Genomic DNA, 20,181 nt, shown 5'->3' on the forward strand with positions numbered 1-20,181 from the left:
CGTGATGTCCCGCGCCGGCGCGGGACCGTCCCGGAATCGGTGGTCCGTCCCGGGGTCGTGAGCATACCCGCTGCTCGGGGGCTCGACCCCTCGTGACCGGGGCGGGATGCGACGTCGCTCGATCGCGCGCAACGTGGGGGCAACGTGGCGCTCCTTACGGTTTGCCGCATCGGGACGCCGGGTGGCGTTCCTGCGATGACGCAACAGATCCACCGGAGGACAGCGATGACGCTCGAAGCCGTTCGTGAGGCCACCGATCTGCGTGCCGGCCGCGGGGCCGACGGCGCGGATGTGATCCGCCGCGCGGCCCGGGTACTCGTCGTCGACTCCGAGCCGGTCGTCCGGCACGGGCTGCGCGCCCTGCTGACCGCCGAGCCCGACCTGGCCCCGGCCGGCGAGGCCGCCTCCCCGCGCGACGCCCTGATGGCCGCCGAGCGCGCCCGCCCCGATGCGATCATCGTCGACATCGAGTTCGCCCGCGACGAGCGGCCCGGCCTCGACCTGGTGCGTGCGCTGCTGGAGCGCTGCCGCGGGGTGAAGATCCTCGTGCTGACCGGCTGCCGTGACCGCGACTCGATGATGCGCACCGTCCGCCTGGGTGTCCACGGCTACCTGCGCAAGGGTGCCGACACCGCCGAGATCGTGCGGGCGCTGCGCACGGTCCTGCGCGGCGAGGGCGTCTTCGACCCGGGCACCGCGAGCGCCGGCCCGCTGCAGGTGCTGCGCGACACCGACCCGGCGCCGTCGCCCACGCCGGACCTCTGCAAGACCTCGCTGCTGACCGACCGCGAGAACCAGGTCCTGCGGCTGCTCGCCGTCGGCCTGTCCAACCGCGAGATCGGGACCCGGCTGCGGATCTCCGAGGCCACCGTGAAGTTCCACGTGCGGAACCTGCGCGACAAGCTCGAGGTCCGTCGTCGCACCGAGATCGTCTACACCGCCGCCCGCCAGGGCATCGTCTGATCCCGCCGGGCCGGGGCGAGGCACCAGCCCGCCCCGGTCCGTGCCCTCGTCCAGCGCACGCTCGACCGGCGCGGTCACCCGACGGGTGGCCGCGCCGGTCGCGTTGCGTGGTCGACACCACCCCTTCCGGGGATGCGTTCACCCGGCGGCCACCTTCTCCTCACCCCACGGGAGAACGGGGGTGCTGGGATGCGGAGGAAACGGACGGTTCCGAACGGACCGGACCGGACCGCGTCATCCCACCACGACCCCAGGAGGACGACCGTGGCCCACAGCTGCCCCGGCGACGCCCCCCAGGCCGGCCCCCGCCGTGCCCTCCCGCTCCTCGACCGCGTGCGGCACGGACGTCAGGGCCTCACCTGCCGCTACCGGTGCGGCGACGCCTGCTCCCGGCCCGAGCCCAACCCGTCGTCGAACGCCTACTTCGGTGACGTCATGCAGGCCGTGCTCGACCGGCGCGGGATGCTCCGCGCCGGTGCGGTGCTCGGCCTGGGCGCCGGGGCCGGTGTGGCCCTGGCCGGCACCGCCTCGGCGGCCGAGCCCACCCCGGCCGCGCCGGCCCACCCGCTCGGTGCCGACGTGGCCGCGCCGGCGCAGGCCCGGCCCCCGCGCGGGCTGCAGTACGAGACGGTCGCGCCGAACCTCGACGACGCGATCCGCGTGCCGGTCGACTACGCGAGCAACGTCGTGATCCGCTGGGGCGACCCGATGTTCCCGGACGCGCCGGAGTTCGACTTCGAGAACCAGACCGCCGCCGCGCAGGCCCGCCAGTTCGGCTACAACAACGACTTCTGCGGGATCCTGCCGATCGACGGCCCCGGCCGCCGCTACGTCATGTTCTCCAACCACGAGTACACGCTCGAGCCGCTGATGTTCCGCGGGTACGACGAGGACGCCCCCACCCCCGAGCAGATCCGGATCGGCATGGCCGCGCACGGCGGCGGCGTCGTCGAGGTGACCCGCGACCTGCGCACCGGCGAGCTGCGCTACGACCGCGCCGGGAGGCTCAACCGGCGCATCACCGCCGACACCGAGATGGTGCTCGACGGCCCGGCCGCCGGGGCCGAGGTGCTGCGCACGAAGGCCGACCCGACCGGGCGCAGCGTGCAGGGCATGATCGGCAACTGCGCCGGTGGCACCACTCCGTGGGGCACCTTCCTGTCCGGCGAGGAGAACTTCGACGGCTACTTCGCCTCCGGCCCGGTCACCGACGACCGGGCGAAGCGCTACGGCATCTCCGAGGGGCCCTCGGAGCGCCGGTGGGAGACCGTCGACCCGCGCTGGGACCTCGCGCAGGAGCCGAACGAGGCCAACCGGTTCGGCTACATCGTCGAGGTCGACCCGCACGATCCGCGCTCGAAGCCGGTCAAGCACACCGCGCTCGGCCGCTTCAAGCACGAGGGCGCCACTGTCGCGCTCACCCGTGACGGGCGCCCCGTCGTCTACATGGGCGACGACGAGCGCTTCGACTACGTCTACAAGTTCGTGTCGGACAAGCGGATGCGCCGTGGTCACAGCCGGGCCGCACGCGAGCACAACGCCACCCTCCTGTCGTCGGGCACGCTCTACGTCGCGACGTTCACCGGGGACAGCCCGGCCGCGGAGATCACCGGCACCGGGGCGCTGCCGCGCGACGGCCGCTTCGACGGCTCCGGGCAGTGGAAGCCGCTGGCCTCGACCACGACGTCCTACGTGGACGGCATGAGCGTCGCCGACGTCTTCGTGTTCACCCGGCTCGCCGCGGACAGGGTCGGCGCGACGAAGATGGACCGCCCGGAGGACGTGGAGCCCAACCCGCGCACCGGGAAGGTCTACATCGCCTGCACCAACAACTCCGACCGCGGCAAGGCGGGCGCCAAGGCCGGTCCGGACGAGGCGAACCCGCGCAACGCCAACCAGCACGGCCACGTCATCGAGCTCACCGAGACGCGCGACGACCCGGCGGCGACGACGTTCGCCTGGAACATCCTGCTGGTCTGCGGGAACCCCGACGACCCGTCGACCTACTTCGGCGGGTTCGACAAGTCCCAGGTCAGCCCGATCACCTCGCCGGACAACGTGGCGTTCGACCCCTACGGCAACCTGTGGGTCTCGACCGACTCCAGCCAGGCGCTGGAGATCAACGACGGCCTCTACGGCGTCGTGCTGGAGGGGCCGCAGCGCGGCTCGACCCGGCTGTTCGCCAGCGTCCCGGTCGGCTCGGAGTGCTGCGGGCCGGTCGTCACCGAGAACTTCGTGCTGGTCTCCGTGCAGCACCCGGGCGACGTCGACGACGCCTCGCCGGAGAAGCCCGCGTCGCACTGGCCCGACGGCGGCGCCGCGCAGCCGCGTCCGGCCGTCGCCGCGATCCGGCACCTGAAGGACGGACGCCCGGCGAAGATCGGCGTCTGAGACCACCGCCGCCCGGTCCGTGCACCGCCGCGGACCGGGCGGCGGGTCAGGCGCAGCGGCCGAGGTCCGGCTCGCCGGACCCGGCGCGCTTGTCGAACGAGATGTGCACGTGGTCGTAGTGGTTCGCGGTGTCGCCGCCGCGGTCCTCCATCGTCGACCACCCGGAGCCGTCGTTCATGCGCTGCTCCCAGATCACGTACTTCACGCCGAGCTCGTCGGCGTTGGCCAGGGCGCAGTCGGCGATGCGGTCGCCCTTCTGCCCGCGCACCATGATGTCCAGGGCGTGTCCGGTCGGGTGGTCGGAGGCGTTCGCCCGGTTCGCGACGCCGATCAGGTCGGTCTCGCCGTAGGCGCAGCCGAGGAACTCCGCGGCGTCGGAGACCCAGGCCTTGACCCGGCCCAGGTCGTCGAGGTCGAGCCCGCACGACGGATCGCCCAGCCCGCGGGCGGCGAGCTCGGCGGCGGTCCTGGCCTGCTCGGCGGCCTCCTGCGCGAGGTCCTGGGCCTTGCGGGCCGCGGCGAGGCTCGCGTCCGCGGCGGGGTCGAGCAGGCCCGCGTCGCGGACGATCTCGGCGCCGAGCACGGGTGTGTCCCGCAGTCCGTCGGCGGCGGCCGAGGCCTCGGCGAACGGAGCGCCGGCGCCGTCGTCGTCCCGGCCGTCGGACACGTCCTGTGCGGCCAGGCGCAGATCGGCCTCGGCCGGCCCGAAGCCGAGCCCGGTCACGGGCGTGACGACGGCGAGCGTGCCGCTCGCGACGGCGGCCGCGGTGGCGACGTGACGCAGACCGGGCCGAAGCCCGGCCTGCGCCCGATGTCGGTGTCGGGGCACGACGGTCTCTCCTCCGGCACGCGGACCGGCCGGGCTGCGGGGGAGCGTCGGGATCGGGGGATCCCGGCCCGTCGGGGGTACCGGACCGCGTGTTCAGTGACCGGACGGTAGCGAATGTCCCGTGATGTCCGATCTTCGCGGACCGTTCGTGGCGGCGACCGCACCCGGCCGTGCGACGAGTGGCGCGGATCGGGCACCCCGGACGTCTTTACCCGACCGGACGTTCGGTGCAAAGTAGCGCTGTCCGGGACACCGCCGTCCCGGGTCAGGGGAGGACGCATGACCGAGCAGCAGGCCGGGCCCGGCGCGGGCCCGACGAGTGCCGCCGACACGACCGGCTCCGCGCCCGGGCAGGTGCGCCGGGTCGCCGCGACGAGCGCGATCGGCACGACGATCGAGTGGTACGACTTCTTCATCTACGCCACGGCCGCGGCCCTGGTGTTCAACAGCCAGTTCTTCACCACGATGTCCGCGGCCTCGGGCACCCTGGCCGCGTTCGCGACCCTCGGGGTCGGCCTGGTGGCGCGTCCGCTCGGCGGCATCGTGTGGGGGCACTTCGGCGACCGCCTCGGCCGCAAGAAGATGCTGGTCTTCTCGCTGCTGCTGATGGGCGTGGCCACCGTCGGCGTCGGCCTGCTGCCCACCTACGGCCAGATCGGCGTCGCGGCGCCGGTGCTGCTCGTCGTGCTGCGCCTGCTGCAGGGCCTCTCGGCCGGCGGTGAGTGGGGCGGCGCCGCGCTGATGGCGGTCGAGCACGCCCCGCCCGGCAGGCGCGGGCGCTACGGCTCGTTCCCGCAGATCGGGGTGCCCGCCGGGCTGATCCTGGCCCAGCTGGTGTTCCTCGTCGTGTCCAACCTGACCACCCCCGAGCAGTTCGCCGCGTGGGGCTGGCGGATCCCGTTCCTGCTGTCGATCCTGCTGGTCGTCGTCGGGCTCGTGATCCGGCTGCGGGTGGAGGAGAGCCCGGTCTTCGCGATGCTGCGCCAGAACCGCGGCCGCAGCCGCGCCCCGATCCTGGAGGTGTTCCGGCACCGTCCGCGCGAGCTGGTGCTGGCCTCAGTCAGCTTCGTGGCGAACAACGCGATCGGCTACATCTTCCTGGCCTACCTGCTCTCCTACGGCACCCAGGTGCTCGAGGTCCCGCGGAACACCATGATCGTCGTCGTGATCATCGGCTCGCTGAGCTGGCTGGTCAGCATCGTCGCCGGCGCGGTCTGGTCCGACCGGGTGGGCCGCAAGCGCGCCTACCTGGTGGGCTCGGTGCTACTCGTGGTGTGGCCGGTGCCGTTCTTCCTGCTGCTCGACACCACCGGGTTCGCCGCGATGGTCGTCGCGGTCGTCGTGCTCACGGTGGGACTGGGCCTGTCCTACGGCCCGCAGTCCGCGTTGTTCGCGGAGATGTTCGAGGCCCGTTTCCGCTACAGCGGCGCCTCGTTCTCCTACGCCGTCGGCGCCGTGCTGGGCGGCGGGTTCGCACCGCTGATCGCCGCCGCGCTGCAGCAGGGCTACGGGACGTCGATGGCGGTCGCGGCCTACATGGTCGTCGTCGCCGTGATCTCGCTGGTCGCGGTGCTGCTCATCCGGGAGACGCACCGCCCGGACGCGCCGGCCCGGCTGTCCTGACGACGACGGCGCCCCGGACGTGGTGTCCGGGGCGCCGGACCGGCCTAGATCGAGCGGTGCCGGCCGTTGCCGAGCGGGGCCGAGAGGTCCCGGGCCCGGCGACGCCCGGCCACGGTGCCCTCGGCGGGCCGCTCGTCGACGGTGCCGGGGCCGCCGGAGGACATCGAGCGGGCCTGCTCGGCCAGCTCGCGGGTCACGCAGGGCCAGGTGGCGCTGACCCCCGTCGCGTCCCGGCACTCACGGCAGAAGCCCTGCGCGTCGGGGGTGTGTTCCGCCAGGGTCCGCTCCAGCAGATCCGGCATCTCGGACAGGATGTTCGCGAGTGCCACGACTCACCTCCAGGTCGAATGCGGGCGACAGTAGTGGTCGGGTTCACCCGACCCCGGCGGGGCGGGGGCCCGTCGTCCGGGGTGCGTCGGTCCACTCAGGACCGGGCGTTCCCGCTGTTCGCGAGGGGTGTGCGGAGTCGCGCCGGGGCCCACCGGCGGTTCAGCCGCCCGGTGTGACGCCGCCCGGTCGGCACAGCGCGGCCCCGTCCGCTCGGTGAACCGTGCCGCCGATCGGCGACCGGTCCCGGCGACACGACGACACGCACCACCGCTGCGCCGGACGTGTGATCGGCTCACCCGTCGTCGCCGCCGGACGGCCCAGTGGACCAGCCCCCGTCCGGACCCCGGGGTGCTGCGGCGTCCGCGTCGCGCCCCGCGGCCGGGCCGCCCTCAGCCGGCCGGGACCTCGCGTTCGATCTCGTCCAGCCAGATCGTCGCCGACAGGTCCGAGGGCGCCCGCCAGTCCCCGCGGGGTGACAGCGCGCCGCCCGCGGACACCTTCGGTCCGTTCGGCAGCGCGGAGCGCTTGAACTGCGCGAACTGGAAGAACCGTCGCGCGAAGACCTGCAGCCAGCGCCGGATCTCGGCGGGGGAGTAGGCGGGCCGCTCGTCGTCGGGGAACCCGGGCGGCCACTGGCCCGCGGCGGCGTCGGACCAGGCGTGCCCGGCCAGGAACGCGATCTTCGACGGCCGGAAGCCGTGCCGCAGCGTGTACCAGAGCGTGAAGTCCTGCAGCGCGTACGGACCGACGGTGGCCTGGCTGGACTGCACCTCGGTCGTCCCGTCCGAGGGCACCAGCTCCGGGGTGATCTCGGTGTCGAGCACCGAGCGCAGCACCGCCGACACCTCGGGCGGGAACTGCTCGGAGGAGACCACCCAGCGGATGAGGTGCTGCATCAGCGTCTTCGGGACGCCGCCGTTGACGTTGTAGTGCGACATCTGGTCGCCGACGCCGTAGGTGGACCAGCCGAGCGCGATCTCCGACAGGTCCCCGGTGCCGAGCACGATCCCGCCGCGCTGGTTCGCCAGCCGGAACAGGTAGTCGGTGCGCAGCCCGGCCTGGACGTTCTCGAAGGTGACGTCGTAGACGGGCTCCCCCCGGCCGAAGGGGTGGTCGATCTCCGACAGCATCGTCCGCGCGGTGCCGGTGATGTCGATCGTGGCGAAGGTGACGCCGAGGGCCTCGGACAGTGCGACGGCGTTGTTGCGGGTGTGGTCGGAGGTGGCGAAGCCGGGCATGGTGAAGGCGAGGATGTCGGTGCGCGGGCGGCCGAGCCGGTCCATCGCCCGCGCCGCGACGATCAGGGCGTGGGTGGAGTCGAGCCCGCCGGACACACCGATCACGACCTTCGGCTGGCCGATCGCCCGCAGCCGCTGCTCCAGCCCGGAGACCTGGATCGAGTAGGCCTCGAAGCAGTCCTGCTCCAGCCGCGCCGGGTCGGCGGGCACGAACGGGAAACGCTCCACGGTGCGGCGCAGACCGATGTCGTGGCCGGGCGGGTCGAGCCGGAACGCCACCGTGCGGAAGGCGTCGGTGCGGGCGGCGTGGGTGCGGCGGTTGTCGTCGAAGGTGCCCTGGCGGCGCCGCTCGCCGGCGATCAGGTCCAGGTCGACGTCGGCGACCGCGTGCCGCGCGCCCTGCGGGAAGCGCCCGGACTCCGCGAGCAGCACGCCGTTCTCGTAGATCATGGTCTGGCCGTCCCACGAGACGTCCGTGGTCGACTCGCCCTCACCCGCGGCGGCGTAGACGTAGGCGGCCAGGCAGCGCGCCGACGCCGAGCGCGACAGCAGGTGCCGGGTGTCGGCCCGGCCGACCGTGATCGGTGAGCCGGACAGGTTCGCCAGCACCGTCGCCCCGGCCAGCGCCGCCTCCGCCGACGGCGGGATCGGCACCCAGTAGTCCTCACAGACCTCGGCGTGGAGCACGAGGCCGGGCAGGTCCTCGGCGGCGAAGAGCAGGTCCGTGCCGAAGGGGACGTCGGTGGCGCCGAGCCGGATCGAGGCGCCGCGGACGTCGTCCCCGGGGGCGGTCTGGCGACGCTCGTAGAACTCGCGGTAGGTCGGCAGGTAGGACTTCGGGGCGACGCCCAGGATCCGGCCCCGGTGGATCACGACCGCGCAGTTGTAGAGGCGGTGGCGGTACCGCAGCGGTGCCCCGACCACCAGCACCGGCAGCAGGTCCGCTGTCGCCTCGACGAGGGAGAGCAGCCCGGTCTCGACGGTCTCCAGCAGCGTGTCCTGCATCAGGACGTCCTCGATGGAGTAGCCCGAGAGCGTCAGCTCGGGGAACACCACCAGCCCGACGCCGTCGTCGGCGCAGGTCCGGGCGGTCTCCAGCACCGCGGCGACGTTGGCGGCCGGGTCGGCCATCGTGGTGTGCAGGGTCGCCGCGGCGGTGCGCAGGAAGTGGTGGCGGTAGACGGAGCGGAAGTCCACGCCGTCATTCTGACCGGTGGGTGGTCAGCTCCGCCGACCCGCCAGCATCCGCGCCGCCGCGCAGGCGACCCCGGTGGCGAGGAGCAGCCCGAGCAGCACCGCCCAGCCCGCCCCGACCGACCCGCCGGCCAGCACGACCCCGAGCGAGCCCAGCCATGCCAGCGGCACCAGCAGCCACAGCGCCAGGCCGTGCAGCACCCTCGGTATCTCCCCGACGCCGGCCGCGATCACGATCCACACCACCCCGGCGAGCAGCCCGCCGACGAGCAGCAGGGTGCCGACTCCCTCCCAGACCACGTGTGTCTCCTTCCTAGGGGTCGGGCACCGGCAGCACACGCTGCGGCACGCCGGGCCCGTCGTCGATCGTGACACCCGCCGGCGTCGCGGGCGGGACCAGCGGCCCCAGCAGGTGCGCACCCAGCCAGTCCACCAGGTCCGGCAGCTGCGCGCGGACGGCGTTCTGGTTGTGTCCGCCACCCGGGTAGAGCCGGGTGTCGACGGTCACCGGCGGCGCGGCGGCCGCGCGGATCCGGTCCGCGGCGGCCCGCTCCTCGGGCTCGTCGGAGCCCGCGGTGACCAGCATCGCCAGGGGCGCGGGCCGCTCGCCCAGCAGCGCGACGACGTCGTTGGCGGCGGCCAGGTCGGGCCGCCCGGCGAACAGCTCCCCGGTGACGACGTCGTCGGGGGTGCGGTCGTAGCCGCTCTGGCTGACCGCGAGCGCGTAGGTGCGCGGGTGGCGCAGCGCCAGGTTCATCGCGCAGTAGCCGCCCGAGGACCAGCCGGCCAGCGCCCAGGCGCCGCGGTCGGGCCGCACCCTCAGGTGCCGGGTCGTCCAGTCGACGAGGTCGGTGGTCAGGTAGGTGTCGTCGGCCGCGCCGTGCTGGGCGTCGACGCACTCCTGGTCGTGGCCGAACCGGGGCTCGCCGTTGATGTCGGGGACCACCATCACGACCGGCGGGATGCGGTGCGCGGCGATCGCGGCGTCGAGGACGTCGGGCACCTTGAACAGCGCGGCCACCTCGCGGGGCTCGCCGGGGAACCCGGGCAGCCACTCGACGACCGGGAACCGCGCCCGCGGGTGCTCGGTGTAGCCGGGCGGGAGGTAGACGTCGGCGTCGCGGTCGATGCCGGACACGGCCCCGTGCAGGGTCATGTGCAGCGTGGAGCCCAGCCCCTGCGCGGAGCGGGCGGCGACCAGCGGCATCGCCGCGTCGAGGCCCGCGCCGTCCGGGCCGATGTCGGCGACCGAGCCCTCGCCGGGGTCGGGGGAGGACCCGATCAACGACCCGACGGTGGGGAAGAAGCCGCCGAGCAGGTTGGCCCCGGCCCCGGCGGCCGCGAGCACGGCCACGGCCGAGACGGCCACGAGCAGCGTCCGGGCCACCCGGCGCAGCCGGTGCCACGCCCCACCGGTGAGGACGAGCAGCAGCACCGCCGCCACCGCCGGCACGACCACCGCGGCGACGACGTCGAGGCGCAGCTCGGAGGCGTGGATCACGGCGCCGCCCCCGCGCGGACCCGGCTCACCGGCGCAGCAGCCGCAGCAGCGCCGGCGGTCGGCCGCCGAAGCCCTCGGCCTCGAGCACGACGAACAGCACCCGCGGCAGGTCGCGGACGGCGGGGAACAGCACGTAGCGCGGGTACCAGCTCGGGCGGAACTTCGCGTTGAACCGGTAGAGCGAGTCGATCTGCCACCAGCGCGACGCGATCCGCAGCACCCGGGCCCAGCCGCGGGCGACCGGTCCGGCGCCGATCCGCTCGCCGCGCTCCAGGGCGGAGCGGAACATCGCGAAGTTCAGCGACACCCGCTTCACGCCGTGGTCCTTCGCGGCCGCCATCAGTTCGGCGATCATCAGCTCGTTGACCCCGTTGTCGGCGTCGGCGTCGCGGACCATGAGGTCCAGCGAGAGCCCGTCGCGGCCCCAGGGGACCAGCTGCAGCATCCCGGACGGCTCGCCGTCGCGGAGCGCGGTGACGATCACCGCGTCCGGATCGGAGGGGTCCGCGACCCGCGAGGACGCCATCGAGAAGCCGCGCTCGTCCTCGGCGCCGCGCCAGCGGTGCGCGCGCTCGGCGACCCGCATCCGTGCGGTCTCGTCGAGGTCCCGCAGCCGCGTCACCTCGACGGTGTGCCCGCTGCGCTGCATCCGGTTGACGGTCTGGCGGACCCCGCGCATGGGGCGTCCGTCCAGGCTGAACGACGCCGTCTCCAGCACCGCCTCGTCGCCGAGCTCGAGGGCGTCGAGACCGGCCTTGGACCAGGCGGTCGCGCCCCGCTCGGAGCAGCCCAGCACCGCGGGCGACCAGCCGTAGCGGGTGCAGATGCCGAGGAAGGCCTCGATCGCGCCGGGCCAGGCGCCGACGTCGCCGACGGGGTCGCCCGAGGCCAGTGCGACCCCGGCGAGCACCCGGTAGGACACCGCGGACTTGCCGCCGTGGGCGAACACCGCGGCCTTGTCCCGGCGCAGGGCGAAGTAGCCCAGCGAGTCGCCGTCGCGCTGGTCGAGCAGGGCGCGCAGGCGCTGCTCGTCGTCGGGGTCGAGCGACGGGCGCGGCTCCGGCGAGCGCAGGAGGTGGTACCCGGCGACGACGAGCGCGACCACCCCGAAGGTCAGCCCGATCGCCGAGGTCAGGTCGTCGAGCCACACGGCGCGCTGCTGGAACTCGACCGGTCCGGTCACCCCGATCAGCGACAGCGCCGCGTGCGCGGCCTGCGCGGCGATCGACGGGTCACCGACGAGCCGGCGCGGGTTGAGCGCGAGCAGCACCCAGACGATGAGGAAGCCGGACAGCCCGAACTGCAGCAGCGACCGGACCGACCGGCCGAGCCCTCCCGGGTCCTGCCGGGCGACGAAGTAGCGGCGCGTCGCGATCAGCGCCGCCAGCAGCGCGACGACCAGCACCGCGGGCCCGATGCCGCGCCGCTGGTCCAGTACGTGGAGCAGGTTGACCACGACGAGGAACGTCGTCGTCGCGGTCGCCACCCACCAGGCGCGCTGCTTGCGCCGGCGCAGCCCGGTGGCCAGCAGCAGCAGGCCGACCCCGGCGAGCGCGGTCACGACCAGCGACGCCAGCCCCAGACCCGCGGGCAGGCCCAGGGTGCTGCGCAGCTCGCTGCCGATGACCCGGCGGGGCGCGGGCAGCACCGCCGCGGCGACGGTCAGCGCACCGACGATCCGGGCCGCCCACACCACGGCGCGGACGACGGCGGCCTCGGACAACCGTCGTCTGCGGGCCTCCGGGTCCGGCGCCGGCGCCGCTCCGCGGGTGCGGACGTCCCCGTGCTCGTCCCCGGTGGTCCCGGGCGGGCCGGAGCCCTCAGAGCCCGTCACGCGTTCCTCCTGTCGATCCCGTCGCCGGTGGCGGACCACCGGCGACGCCCGAGCGGACCACCGGAGCCGGCAGCCGGGCACCGAGCGCGTCCAGCTCCGCGGCGACGACGGCGGCCGCCGGTGTCCCGGGCGCCGCGGTCACCGACCCCGACGCTAGCGCCGGGCCCGGCGGCCGCGAGTCCGGCACCGGGTCATCCTGCGTCGCCGCGGTGCGCACGACGACCAGGTCCAACGGATCGGGCGAACCGGACGCGGGGGCCGGGCAGCCGTCGCCGCCGGGTGGCCCGGCGGCCGTCGCGACGTCGGCGCGCTCGGCGAGCGCCCGGCCCAGCGGGCACCCGGGGCCCTCGGGCGGACCGGCGAGGGCCCACGCGGCCCGGTCGGTCCGCAGCACCGGCGAGCCGGCCGCGACCGCGGCGGCGCGCAGCCGGGACACCGGGACCCGGTCGGTCCACAGCACCACGACGGCCGGCATCCGGCCCGCGGTGACCGCGGCGTCGACGGCGGCGTCGACCGCGGCCGATCCGTCCGCGGGCCCGGTCCACACCAGGACGGGGTGGGCGAGGTGGTCGTCGTAGCCGGGCGGCAGGTGCGCGGGCACGTCGACGCCGTCGACGGGCAGCACGGTGTCCCGGCCGGGGCCGGTGACCGGCGGGGCGGGTGGCGCGGGCAGCCCGCCGCGGTCCGGTCCGGCGGCGAGTGAGGCGGGCGTCGGGTAGAAGCCGAACCAGGCGTTCGTCCCCACCGCGAGGGCGAGCACGACGAGCGCGACCACGGCCGGCAGCGCGGCCGCCCGCACCGCGGGCCGCCGGCGGGACCAGCCGCGCACGAGCAGTACGAGGGTGAGCGCGGCCGTGCCCGCGACGGCGGTGACGGTGACGGCCGACCCGAGCGGGAGCAGTGCGGTCCCGGCGAGCACGTCACCACGATTCCACGCCCGTCCCGGGGACCCGGCGGCGGGATGATCCGTCCCCGTCGTCGGGATCGTCCTAGATCAAGTCCAGAACAGACTGTCCCAAACATGCCGTCCGGGGTCGCCCGCGACGGGAACGCGCTACACCCAGCGTTGTCGCACAAGCGATCCCGTGGGGCCGGGTGGATGACGACGGTCACACGGACGACGGGGAACGGGGCGTCCGCCGCATGCCGGGGCGGTTCCGGGTCGACTCCACCGGTGTTCGACAGCATTCGCACCGAGCCACGGAGGACAACAGCATGATCACGAAGGACATGACCCGGGAGCTCATCGGTCGTCAGGTCGTCGACAACCACGGCGAGAAGGTCGGCAAGATCGGCCAGATCTACCTGGACGAGCGCAGCGGTGACCCGACCTGGGCCACGGTCAACACCGGGCTGTTCGGTACCAAGGAGAGCTTCGTGCCGCTGCAGAACGCCGACGTGCACGACCGCGACGTCGCGCTGGGCGTGGAGAAGAAGGCGGTCAAGGACTGCCCGCACGTGGGCCGCTCCGACGAGCGCCTGACCGGGTCGGAGGAGGACGAGCTCTACCGCCACTACGGCATCGGGCACGGCAACGGCAACGGCCGCACCGACGCCCGCCACGCCACCGGTGAGCGCGCCGACCGCGACCGCACCGACCGCACCGACCGCACCGGCGACGACGCGATGGTCCGCCACGAGGAGAACCTGCGCGTCGGCACCGAGACCGAGGAGACCGGCCGCGTCGCGCTGCGCAAGTACGTCGTGACCGAGGACCAGACCGTCACCGTCCCGGTGTCGCACGAGGAGGTCCGCCTCGAGCGCGAGCCGATCGACGGCACCGAGGCGAAGGCCCGCCCGGGCGCCATGGGCGAGGCCGAGCACGAGGTGACCCTGCACCGCGAGCGCCCGGTCGTCGACAAGGCCACCGAGGCCGTCGAGAAGGTGCGCCTGGGCACCCGCACCGTCACCGAGGACGAGAAGGTCTCCGACACCGTGCGCAAGGAGCGCATCGAGGTCGACGACCCGCAGCACGCCCTGCCCCGCGACGAGCGCCGCAGCTGAGCGACGCACCGCGCCACCGGCGCGTCACCGGAGCCCGCATCTCGGGCCCGGTGACGCGCCGGGCCCATGTCGGGGGTCGGTCGGGTCGCGCCGAGCAGGGCGAACGCCGTCCGTAGCGCGCCGGCGGCCTCGGCGACGGCCTGGCGGGGCCGCGCCCCGATCCCGAGCGAAATCGCGAAGCCGTGCACGAGGTCGGGGTGGCGGCGCAGCGTCGCCGGGACGCCCGCCTCCCGCATGCGGGTGACCGGATGCTCGCCCTCGTCGCGCAGCGGGTCGAACCCGGCGGTGGCGGCGTAGGCGGGCGGCATCCCGGCCAGGTCGCCCTCGGCGATCCGCAGTCCCGGGTCGTCGCGCATCGCCTCGGGCACGTATGAGCCCGCCATCGCCTCGATCGCCTCGCCGGTGAGCAGGAACCCGTCGCCGGACAACTCGCGTGAGCGGGTGTGCCCGTCGAGCGCGGTGACCGGGAAGAACGCCAGGCAGAACACCGGACGCCCGGCCGGGGCGGCGCCGTCGCGGCTGGTCTCGCGGGCCACCGTCAGCGCCAGGCCGGCCCCGGCGGAGTCCCCGCCGACCGCGATCCGGCCCGGGGCCGCCCCGAACTCCTCCGGCGGCGGGACGGGCTGCGGCCGGCGCGGGGTGAGCAGTCGCAGCAGGAGCTGGATGTCGAGGTCGAGCTGCTGGCCGTCGCGCCGGACGGGCGGGCCGGCGATAGCCCGCTTCACCGGCTTCGGCAGGGCCAGCACACCGCGCAGGGCTCCTCGTGCGACACGTACCCGGTGATCCGCGGTGGCCTCCCGCGCCCACCCGATCGTCACCGTCGATTGCGGCACCGGGTGCCGTTGCGTGCCGCTCGTCGCGGCACGGATCACCGGCGGAGTGGCGCCGGAGCGCGGGACGAGCCGCCGCACGCCGCGCCGCAGCGTCGGGTCGCAGCGCCGAGCCCGTCGACAGCGACGGAACGGTGCCCGTCGCGACCATGTCGCAACGTCCGGTCGCGGTGCCGCCCGTTCCCCGGCGGACGGGTGCTCGTTCAGTCCAGTGGAGATCATCTGCGGAGGGGGACGGGCATGAGGACGAGGCTGCGCGCGACGGTCGTGGCGGGGGTGGTGGCGGTCGTCGCGGCGGTGGTCGCGGTGCCGCAGGCACTGGCCTCGCCGGACGGGCCGGGGGGCGAGGCTGCGCCGGGTGACGTCGTGTCCGCGGAGCGGGTCCTCACCCCGACGGTGCCCGCCGCGACGGCGACCCGGATCCTCTACCGCAGCCTCGACACCGACGACCGCCCGGTCACGGTGAGCGGGATCGTCCTCACCCCGCTCGTCCCGGCGCCCGGGCCGACCCGGGTCGTCGGCTTCGCCGCGGGGACCCAGGGGCTCGCCGACCGCTGCGCGCCGTCGCGGCAGCTGCAGGCCGGCACCGAGTACGAGGCCCCGGCGATCGGTGCGCTGCTGACCAGCGGCTACACCGTGGCCGTCACCGACTACGAGGGCCTGGGCACGCCCGGCGAGCACACCTACGTCAACCGCGCGGCGCAGGCGCACGCCCTGCTCGACGTGGCGCGCGCCGCCCAGCGGGCCGGCGTCGGCGTGCCGGAGGACGCCCCGACCGCGCTCTACGGCTACTCCCAGGGCGGTGGCGCGTCGGCGGCCGCGGTCGAGCTGGCCCCGGAGTACGCCCCCGAGCTGAACCTCGTCGGCGCCTACGCGGGCGCGCCTCCCGCCGACCTGCGCGCCACCGGCCGGGCCCTCGACGGCGGCCCGTCCGTCGCGCTGCTCGGCTACGCCGTCTCCGGGTTCGACGCCGCCTACCCCGACCTGGGGGTGCAGGACCTGCTCAACGACCGCGGCCGGCAGGTGGTCGCCGAGCTGCGCGAGCAGTGCACCCAGGACTCCGCGCTGCGCTACCCGGGCCTGCGCTCGGAGACGCTGTCCGCCGACGGACGCCCGATCTCGGCGTTCCTCGACGAGGAGCCCTTCGCGAGCCGGGTCGACGAGCAGCTGATCGGGCGTCGCACGCCCGGGGCGCCGGTGCTGATCGTGCACAGCGTCGCCGACGACATCGTGCCGTTCGGCCAGGGCGAGGAGCTCGCCGAGCGCTGGTGCGCCCGCGGCGCCGACGTCGAGTTCCGGCCGTCGCCCGTCCCCGGTCACCTCGGCGGGTACCCCGACGGCCAGGCCCGCGCGCTGGCGTTCCTGCAGGCCCGTTTCGCCGATCTGCCGACGACGCCCACCTGCGGCTGACGACCATGGCGGGAGTCCCTCCCGCCATGGTCAACGTATAACGCACCGGGGGACTTGCGGCAAGACCCGGGGACCGCGCCAGACTCTGCGCCCGGCGCCGTGACCTGCGGCGTCGTGGTGACACGGGGGTGGGAGTGCGCGAGGTGCTGCTGCAGTTGGGCGAGGTCGGCCGGGACCGGGTCGGCGTCGTCGGGGGGAAGGCCGCGCACCTGGGGGAGCTGACCCGGACGGCGGGGGTCGCGGTCCCGGGCGGCTGGTGCGTGACCACCGGCGCCTACCGGGCCGTCGTGGGGGGTGCGCCCGGGTTCGACGCGTTGCTGGACCGCCTGGCCGGTCTGCCCGCCGACGACGCCGACGGGCTCGCCGCGGTCGCCGCCGAGCTCCGCGGGCTGGTGGCGTCCCGGCCGGTCCCCGACGACGTCGCGGCGGCGGTCGCCGCGGCGGTCGGCCGGGCCCCGGCCGGGACGGCGTGGGCGGTGCGCTCCAGCGCGACCGCCGAGGACCTGCCGACGGCGTCGTTCGCCGGGCAGCAGGACTCGTACCTGAACGTGGTGGGCGCCGACGCCGTGCTCGACCGGGTGCGGGACTGCTGGGCGTCGCTGTTCACCGACCGCGCCGTGGCCTACCGCCGGCGGCGCGGCCTGGACCACCGCGCCGTCGCGATGGCGGTGGTGATCCAGGAGATGGTCGTCCCGGATGTGTCCGGGGTGCTGTTCACCGCCGACCCGGTGACCTCCGATCGGACCGTGACCTTCGTCGAGGCGGTGCCCGGGCTGGGGGAGGCGCTCGTGTCCGGCCTGGTCGCCGCGGACGCGTGGACGGTCCGTGCCGACACCGTCGTCGACACGCGGATCGCACCGCGGACGGTCGCGGTGCAGCCGGCGCCGGGCGGCGGCACCCGCACCGAGCGGCTCGACCCGGACGGCCCGCCCCTGCTCACCGAGGACTGGGTACTGGAGCTGGTCCGGCTCGGCCGGACGGTCGAGGCCGGGCTGGGGAGCCCGCAGGACATCGAGTGGTGCCTGTCCGGCGGCCGGTTCCAGGTCGTCCAGAGCCGCCCGATCACCACGCTGTTCCCGGTCCCCGACACCGGCGATGACCACCTCCACGTCTACCTGTCGGTCGGCTACCAGCAGATGATGACCGACGCGATGCGTCCGCTCGGGCTGTCGTTCTGGCAGATGACGACGCCGCGCCCGATGGCCGAGGCGGGCGGGCGGCTGTTCGTCGACGTCACCGCCGCGCTGGGCACCCCCTCCGGACGGGCCGGCCTGCTCGCGGTGATGGGCCGGTCGGACCCGCTGATGACCGACGCGCTGCGCACCGTGCTCGACCGCGGCGCGGTCCCGCTCGGTGAGGATCCGGCGACGCCCGCCCCGGTGCACGGCGCGCCGACCACCGAGCCGCTGGACCCGGACCCGGCACTGGTCGCCGAGCTGGTCGCCGAGGGACGGGCGTCGGTGGCCGACGCGGCGCGACGGATCCACGGCCGCGTCGGACCGGAGCTGTTCGTCGCGATCCGCGAGGACATCCCCGAGCTGCGGGCGCGGCTGAGCAACCCGCGCAGCACCCGGGTGTTCATGACGGCGATGGACGCGGCGTACTGGATCGACGAGCACGTCGGCGAGTGGCTGGGGGAGCGGCCGTCGGACGTGCTGACCCGGTCGGTGCCCGACAACGTGACCTCGCAGATGGGTCTCGCGCTGCTCGACGTCGCCGACGCGGTCCGCCCGCACCCGGCGGCGGTGGCGCTGCTGCGCGAGGCCGGGGACGACGTGCTCGACGCGCTGGGGTCGGTGGAGGGCGGCGCGGTGGCCCGCGACGCGATCGTCGGCTGGCTCGACGCCTACGGGGCCCGCTGCGTCGGCGAGATCGACATCAGCCGGCCGCGGTGGCACGAGCGCCCGGCCGCGCTCGTGCCGCTGATCCTCGGTCACGTCGACGGCGAGGAGCCCGGCGCCGGGCGCCGTCGGTTCGAGGAGGGGCGCCGCGCCGCCGAGGCGACCCGCGACGACCTGCTGGCCCGGCTGCGGGCCGGGGCCGACGGCGAGGCACGGGCCGCGCGGACGGCGCTGATGATCGACCGGCTGCGGACCTTCATCGGCTACCGCGAGTTCCCCAAGTTCGGCATGGTCTCGCGCTACGCGGTCTACCGGGCCGCGCTGCTCGCCGAGGCCGACCGGCTCGTCGCCGCACGCGTGCTCGACGACCGCACCGACGCCTACTACCTGCGGTTCGACGAGCTGGAGCAGGTCTCGCGCACCGGGCACGCCGACCTCGCGCTGGTGCGCGCCCGGCGGGCGGAGTTCGCCGCGTACGAGGCGCTGACCCCGCCGCGGGTGCTGACCTCCGACGGCGAGTGCCTGCAGGGCTCCTACCACCGCGACGACGTGCCGCCCGGAGCGCTCGCCGGGCTCGCGGTGTCGGCCGGGACGGTCGAGGGCCGCGCCCGCGTCGTCGCCGACCTGTCCGGGGCCGCGCTCGAACCCGGGGACGTGCTGGTCACCGCCTACACCGACCCCAGCTGGACGCCGGCGTTCGTCACGGTCGCGGGGCTGGTCACCGAGGTCGGCGGGCGGATGACCCACGGCGCCGTCGTCGCCCGCGAGTACGGCCTGCCCGCCGTGGTCGGGGTGGAGGGCGCGACCCGGCTGATCCGGGACGGTCAGCGGGTCCGGGTGGACGGCGGGAGCGGGCTGGTCGAGATCCTCGGCTGACACATGTCGAGAACCGGGGACCGGCTCCGTCCCCGGGGCGGACGCGGCCACCGGGGCCGCGCGATCGGGAGGATGTCATGAGCGTGCTGCGGATGGACAACGTCGGCGTCGTCGTCACCGACCTCGACGAGGCGGTCGCGTTCTTCGGCGCGCTCGGCCTGGAGGAGGAGGGCCGGGCGACGGTGGCGGGCCCGGACGTGGACCGGCTGGTCGGGCTCGACGGCGTGCGGTGCGACATGGCCGTCGTGCGGACGCCGGACGGGCACGGCCGGCTGGAGCTCATGCGGTTCGTGTCACCGTCGTCGCCGTCCGGGGACCCGGGCGCCGCGGTGAACGTGCTCGGCATCCGGCGGATCATGTTCGCGGTCACCGACGTGGCGGAGACCCTCGCCCGGCTGCGCGGACACGGCGCCGTGCCGGTCGGCGACGTGGTGCCGTTCGGCGGCGCGCACGTGCTCGCCTACGTGCGGGGACCGGACGGCATCCTCGTCGCGCTGGCCGAGGAGACCGGCTGACGGAGACCGGCCCACCCGGTTCTTGACAGTGGCGGCCCTCGCCGTCACCCTCTTTCACCGTGAACCTGTCAGACAGCCAGACAGCCGGACAGCGTGGTCCCCGTCGCGTCAGCGCCATGGAGGCCGTGCTGTCCCACCTGCGAGCCACCATCGAGCGGGGTGAGTACGAGGTCGGTGACAAGCTGCCCGCCGAAGCGGCGCTCAGCGCGGAGTTCGAGGTCAGCCGGTCGGTGGTCCGCGAGGCACTCCGGGGCCTGCAGGCGCTCGGGCTGACCGAGTCGCGCACCGGGCGCGGCACCTTCGTCGTCGCGACCGGTCCGACGGACGACCCGACCTTCGGCGACTACAGCGCCCGCGACCTGTTCGAGGTCCGCAGGCACGTCGAGATCCCGGTCGCGGGCTACGCCGCCGTGCGGCACGACGACGCCGACCTCGACGAGCTGTGGCACCTGGTCGGACGGATGGACGCCGAGACCGACGACGCCACCTGGGTCGCCCTGGACTCGCTGTTCCACATCACGATCGCGCGGGCGTCGCGGAACCCCGCGTTCGCCAAGGTCATCGAGGAGATCCGGGAGGCGCTGGCCGCGCAGTCGTCGTTCCTGAACAAGCTGGGCGACCGGCGCGAGCAGTCCAACGCCGAGCACCGGCGGATCGTCGCGGCGATCGCCGAACGCTCCTCCGAGCGCGCCGTCGCCGAGATGACCGCCCACCTGGGCCACGTGGAGCAGACCCTGGCCGGGATCGTGCGCGAGGGCGGGGTGACCCGGTGACCGGGACGCGACCCGCCCCCGTCGCCGAC

At 74.9% G+C, this 20,181-nt stretch carries 15 protein-coding genes and 1 pseudogene; 8 read left to right on the top strand and 8 right to left on the bottom strand.

From position 1 onward, the window contains the following. Positions 1-225 precede the first annotated feature (225 nt). Together KPF22_RS07175 and KPF22_RS07180 are read left to right on the top strand one after the other, a co-directional pair. The gene (locus KPF22_RS07175) at positions 226-963 is read left to right on the top strand and encodes a response regulator transcription factor (protein WP_062397435.1); all 738 of its coding nucleotides are present in this window, start codon (positions 226-228) and stop codon (positions 961-963) included. Between the two features lie 264 nt (positions 964-1,227). Next, positions 1,228-3,354, top strand: coding sequence for a PhoX family phosphatase (locus tag KPF22_RS07180; protein WP_224401527.1), 2,127 nt, complete (start codon positions 1,228-1,230; stop codon positions 3,352-3,354). A gap of 46 nt (positions 3,355-3,400) precedes the next feature. Here the strand turns inward: KPF22_RS07180 and KPF22_RS07185 are convergent, their stop codons facing one another. Further along, positions 3,401-4,183: a hypothetical protein gene (locus KPF22_RS07185; protein WP_224401528.1), complete on the bottom strand. Its 783-nt coding sequence runs from the start codon at positions 4,181-4,183 to the stop codon at positions 3,401-3,403. 279 nt (positions 4,184-4,462) lie between these two features. Between KPF22_RS07185 and KPF22_RS07190 the strand changes: the two genes are divergently transcribed. Next, positions 4,463-5,806, top strand: coding sequence for an MFS transporter (locus tag KPF22_RS07190; protein ID WP_224401529.1), 1,344 nt, complete (start codon positions 4,463-4,465; stop codon positions 5,804-5,806). A gap of 44 nt (positions 5,807-5,850) precedes the next feature. Here the strand turns inward: KPF22_RS07190 and KPF22_RS07195 are convergent, their stop codons facing one another. The 6 genes from KPF22_RS07195 to KPF22_RS07220 form a co-directional block, all read right to left on the bottom strand. Then, entirely contained in the window at positions 5,851-6,135 is a 285-nt protein-coding gene (locus KPF22_RS07195; protein ID WP_208820499.1) for a hypothetical protein, read from the bottom strand. Between the two features lie 390 nt (positions 6,136-6,525). Beyond that, positions 6,526-8,571 (bottom strand): NAD(+) synthase, encoded by a 2,046-nt coding sequence (locus KPF22_RS07200; RefSeq protein ID WP_208820500.1) that lies wholly within the window; start codon positions 8,569-8,571, stop codon positions 6,526-6,528. A 24-nt stretch (positions 8,572-8,595) separates the two neighbouring features. Further along, on the bottom strand, positions 8,596-8,868 hold the full coding sequence (locus KPF22_RS07205; protein WP_208820501.1) for a hypothetical protein: 273 nt from the start codon (positions 8,866-8,868) through the stop codon (positions 8,596-8,598). A gap of 13 nt (positions 8,869-8,881) precedes the next feature. After that, positions 8,882-10,069 carry an esterase family protein gene (locus tag KPF22_RS07210; RefSeq protein WP_224401530.1) on the bottom strand — a complete coding sequence of 396 codons (1,188 nt, stop codon included), beginning with the start codon at positions 10,067-10,069 and terminating at the stop codon, positions 8,882-8,884. A 25-nt stretch (positions 10,070-10,094) separates the two neighbouring features. Then, positions 10,095-11,903 (bottom strand): GNAT family N-acetyltransferase, encoded by a 1,809-nt coding sequence (locus tag KPF22_RS07215; protein WP_307799207.1) that lies wholly within the window; start codon positions 11,901-11,903, stop codon positions 10,095-10,097. After that, the gene (locus KPF22_RS07220) at positions 11,890-12,822 is read right to left on the bottom strand and encodes a hypothetical protein (protein ID WP_224401531.1); all 933 of its coding nucleotides are present in this window, start codon (positions 12,820-12,822) and stop codon (positions 11,890-11,892) included. Before KPF22_RS07220 ends, KPF22_RS07215 begins: the two co-directional genes overlap by 14 nt. A gap of 296 nt (positions 12,823-13,118) precedes the next feature. Here KPF22_RS07220 and KPF22_RS07225 point away from each other — a divergent pair, with 296 nt between their 5' ends. Beyond that, on the top strand, positions 13,119-13,907 hold the full coding sequence (locus KPF22_RS07225) for a PRC and DUF2382 domain-containing protein (RefSeq protein WP_224401532.1): 789 nt from the start codon (positions 13,119-13,121) through the stop codon (positions 13,905-13,907). Positions 13,908-14,140: 233 nt separating this feature from the next. Here KPF22_RS07225 and KPF22_RS32985 read toward each other — a convergent pair. After that, positions 14,141-14,959 (bottom strand): annotated as a pseudogene (locus KPF22_RS32985) (alpha/beta hydrolase fold domain-containing protein); the annotation flags it as partial. An 18-nt stretch (positions 14,960-14,977) separates the two neighbouring features. On the opposite strand from KPF22_RS32985, the gene KPF22_RS07235 reads away from it, so the two are divergent. The 4 genes from KPF22_RS07235 to KPF22_RS07250 all read left to right on the top strand — a co-directional run bounded on the left by KPF22_RS07235 (position 14,978) and on the right by KPF22_RS07250 (position 20,152). After that, complete coding sequence (locus tag KPF22_RS07235; protein WP_208820504.1) at positions 14,978-16,147, top strand: lipase family protein; 1,170 nt, start codon at positions 14,978-14,980, stop codon at positions 16,145-16,147. Positions 16,148-16,290: 143 nt separating this feature from the next. Next, complete coding sequence (gene rph, locus KPF22_RS07240; protein WP_224401533.1) at positions 16,291-18,864, top strand: rifamycin-inactivating phosphotransferase; 2,574 nt, start codon at positions 16,291-16,293, stop codon at positions 18,862-18,864. A 77-nt stretch (positions 18,865-18,941) separates the two neighbouring features. Further along, a complete protein-coding gene (locus tag KPF22_RS07245; protein WP_224401534.1) occupies positions 18,942-19,379 on the top strand; it encodes a VOC family protein in 438 nt (145 codons plus the stop codon). A gap of 116 nt (positions 19,380-19,495) precedes the next feature. Next, positions 19,496-20,152, top strand: a complete 657-nt coding sequence (locus KPF22_RS07250; protein WP_062397410.1) for a FadR/GntR family transcriptional regulator — start codon at positions 19,496-19,498, stop codon at positions 20,150-20,152. Positions 20,153-20,181: the final 29 nt, after the last annotated feature.

This window comes from Pseudonocardia sp. ICBG1034 (assembly GCF_020131375.1).
In the GTDB taxonomy this organism is placed as follows: Bacteria; Actinomycetota; Actinomycetes; order Mycobacteriales; family Pseudonocardiaceae; genus Pseudonocardia; species Pseudonocardia alni.

Coding starts and splice junctions, on each gene's coding strand:
- KPF22_RS07175 (WP_062397435.1), top strand. CDS start 226: ATGACGCTCGAAGCCGTTCGTGAGGCCACCGATCTGCGTGCCGGCCGC.
- KPF22_RS07245 (WP_224401534.1), top strand. CDS start 18,942: ATGAGCGTGCTGCGGATGGACAACGTCGGCGTCGTCGTCACCGACCTC.
- KPF22_RS07190 (WP_224401529.1), top strand. CDS start 4,463: ATGACCGAGCAGCAGGCCGGGCCCGGCGCGGGCCCGACGAGTGCCGCC.
- KPF22_RS07235 (WP_208820504.1), top strand. CDS start 14,978: ATGAGGACGAGGCTGCGCGCGACGGTCGTGGCGGGGGTGGTGGCGGTC.
- KPF22_RS07250 (WP_062397410.1), top strand. CDS start 19,496: ATGGAGGCCGTGCTGTCCCACCTGCGAGCCACCATCGAGCGGGGTGAG.
- KPF22_RS07225 (WP_224401532.1), top strand. CDS start 13,119: ATGATCACGAAGGACATGACCCGGGAGCTCATCGGTCGTCAGGTCGTC.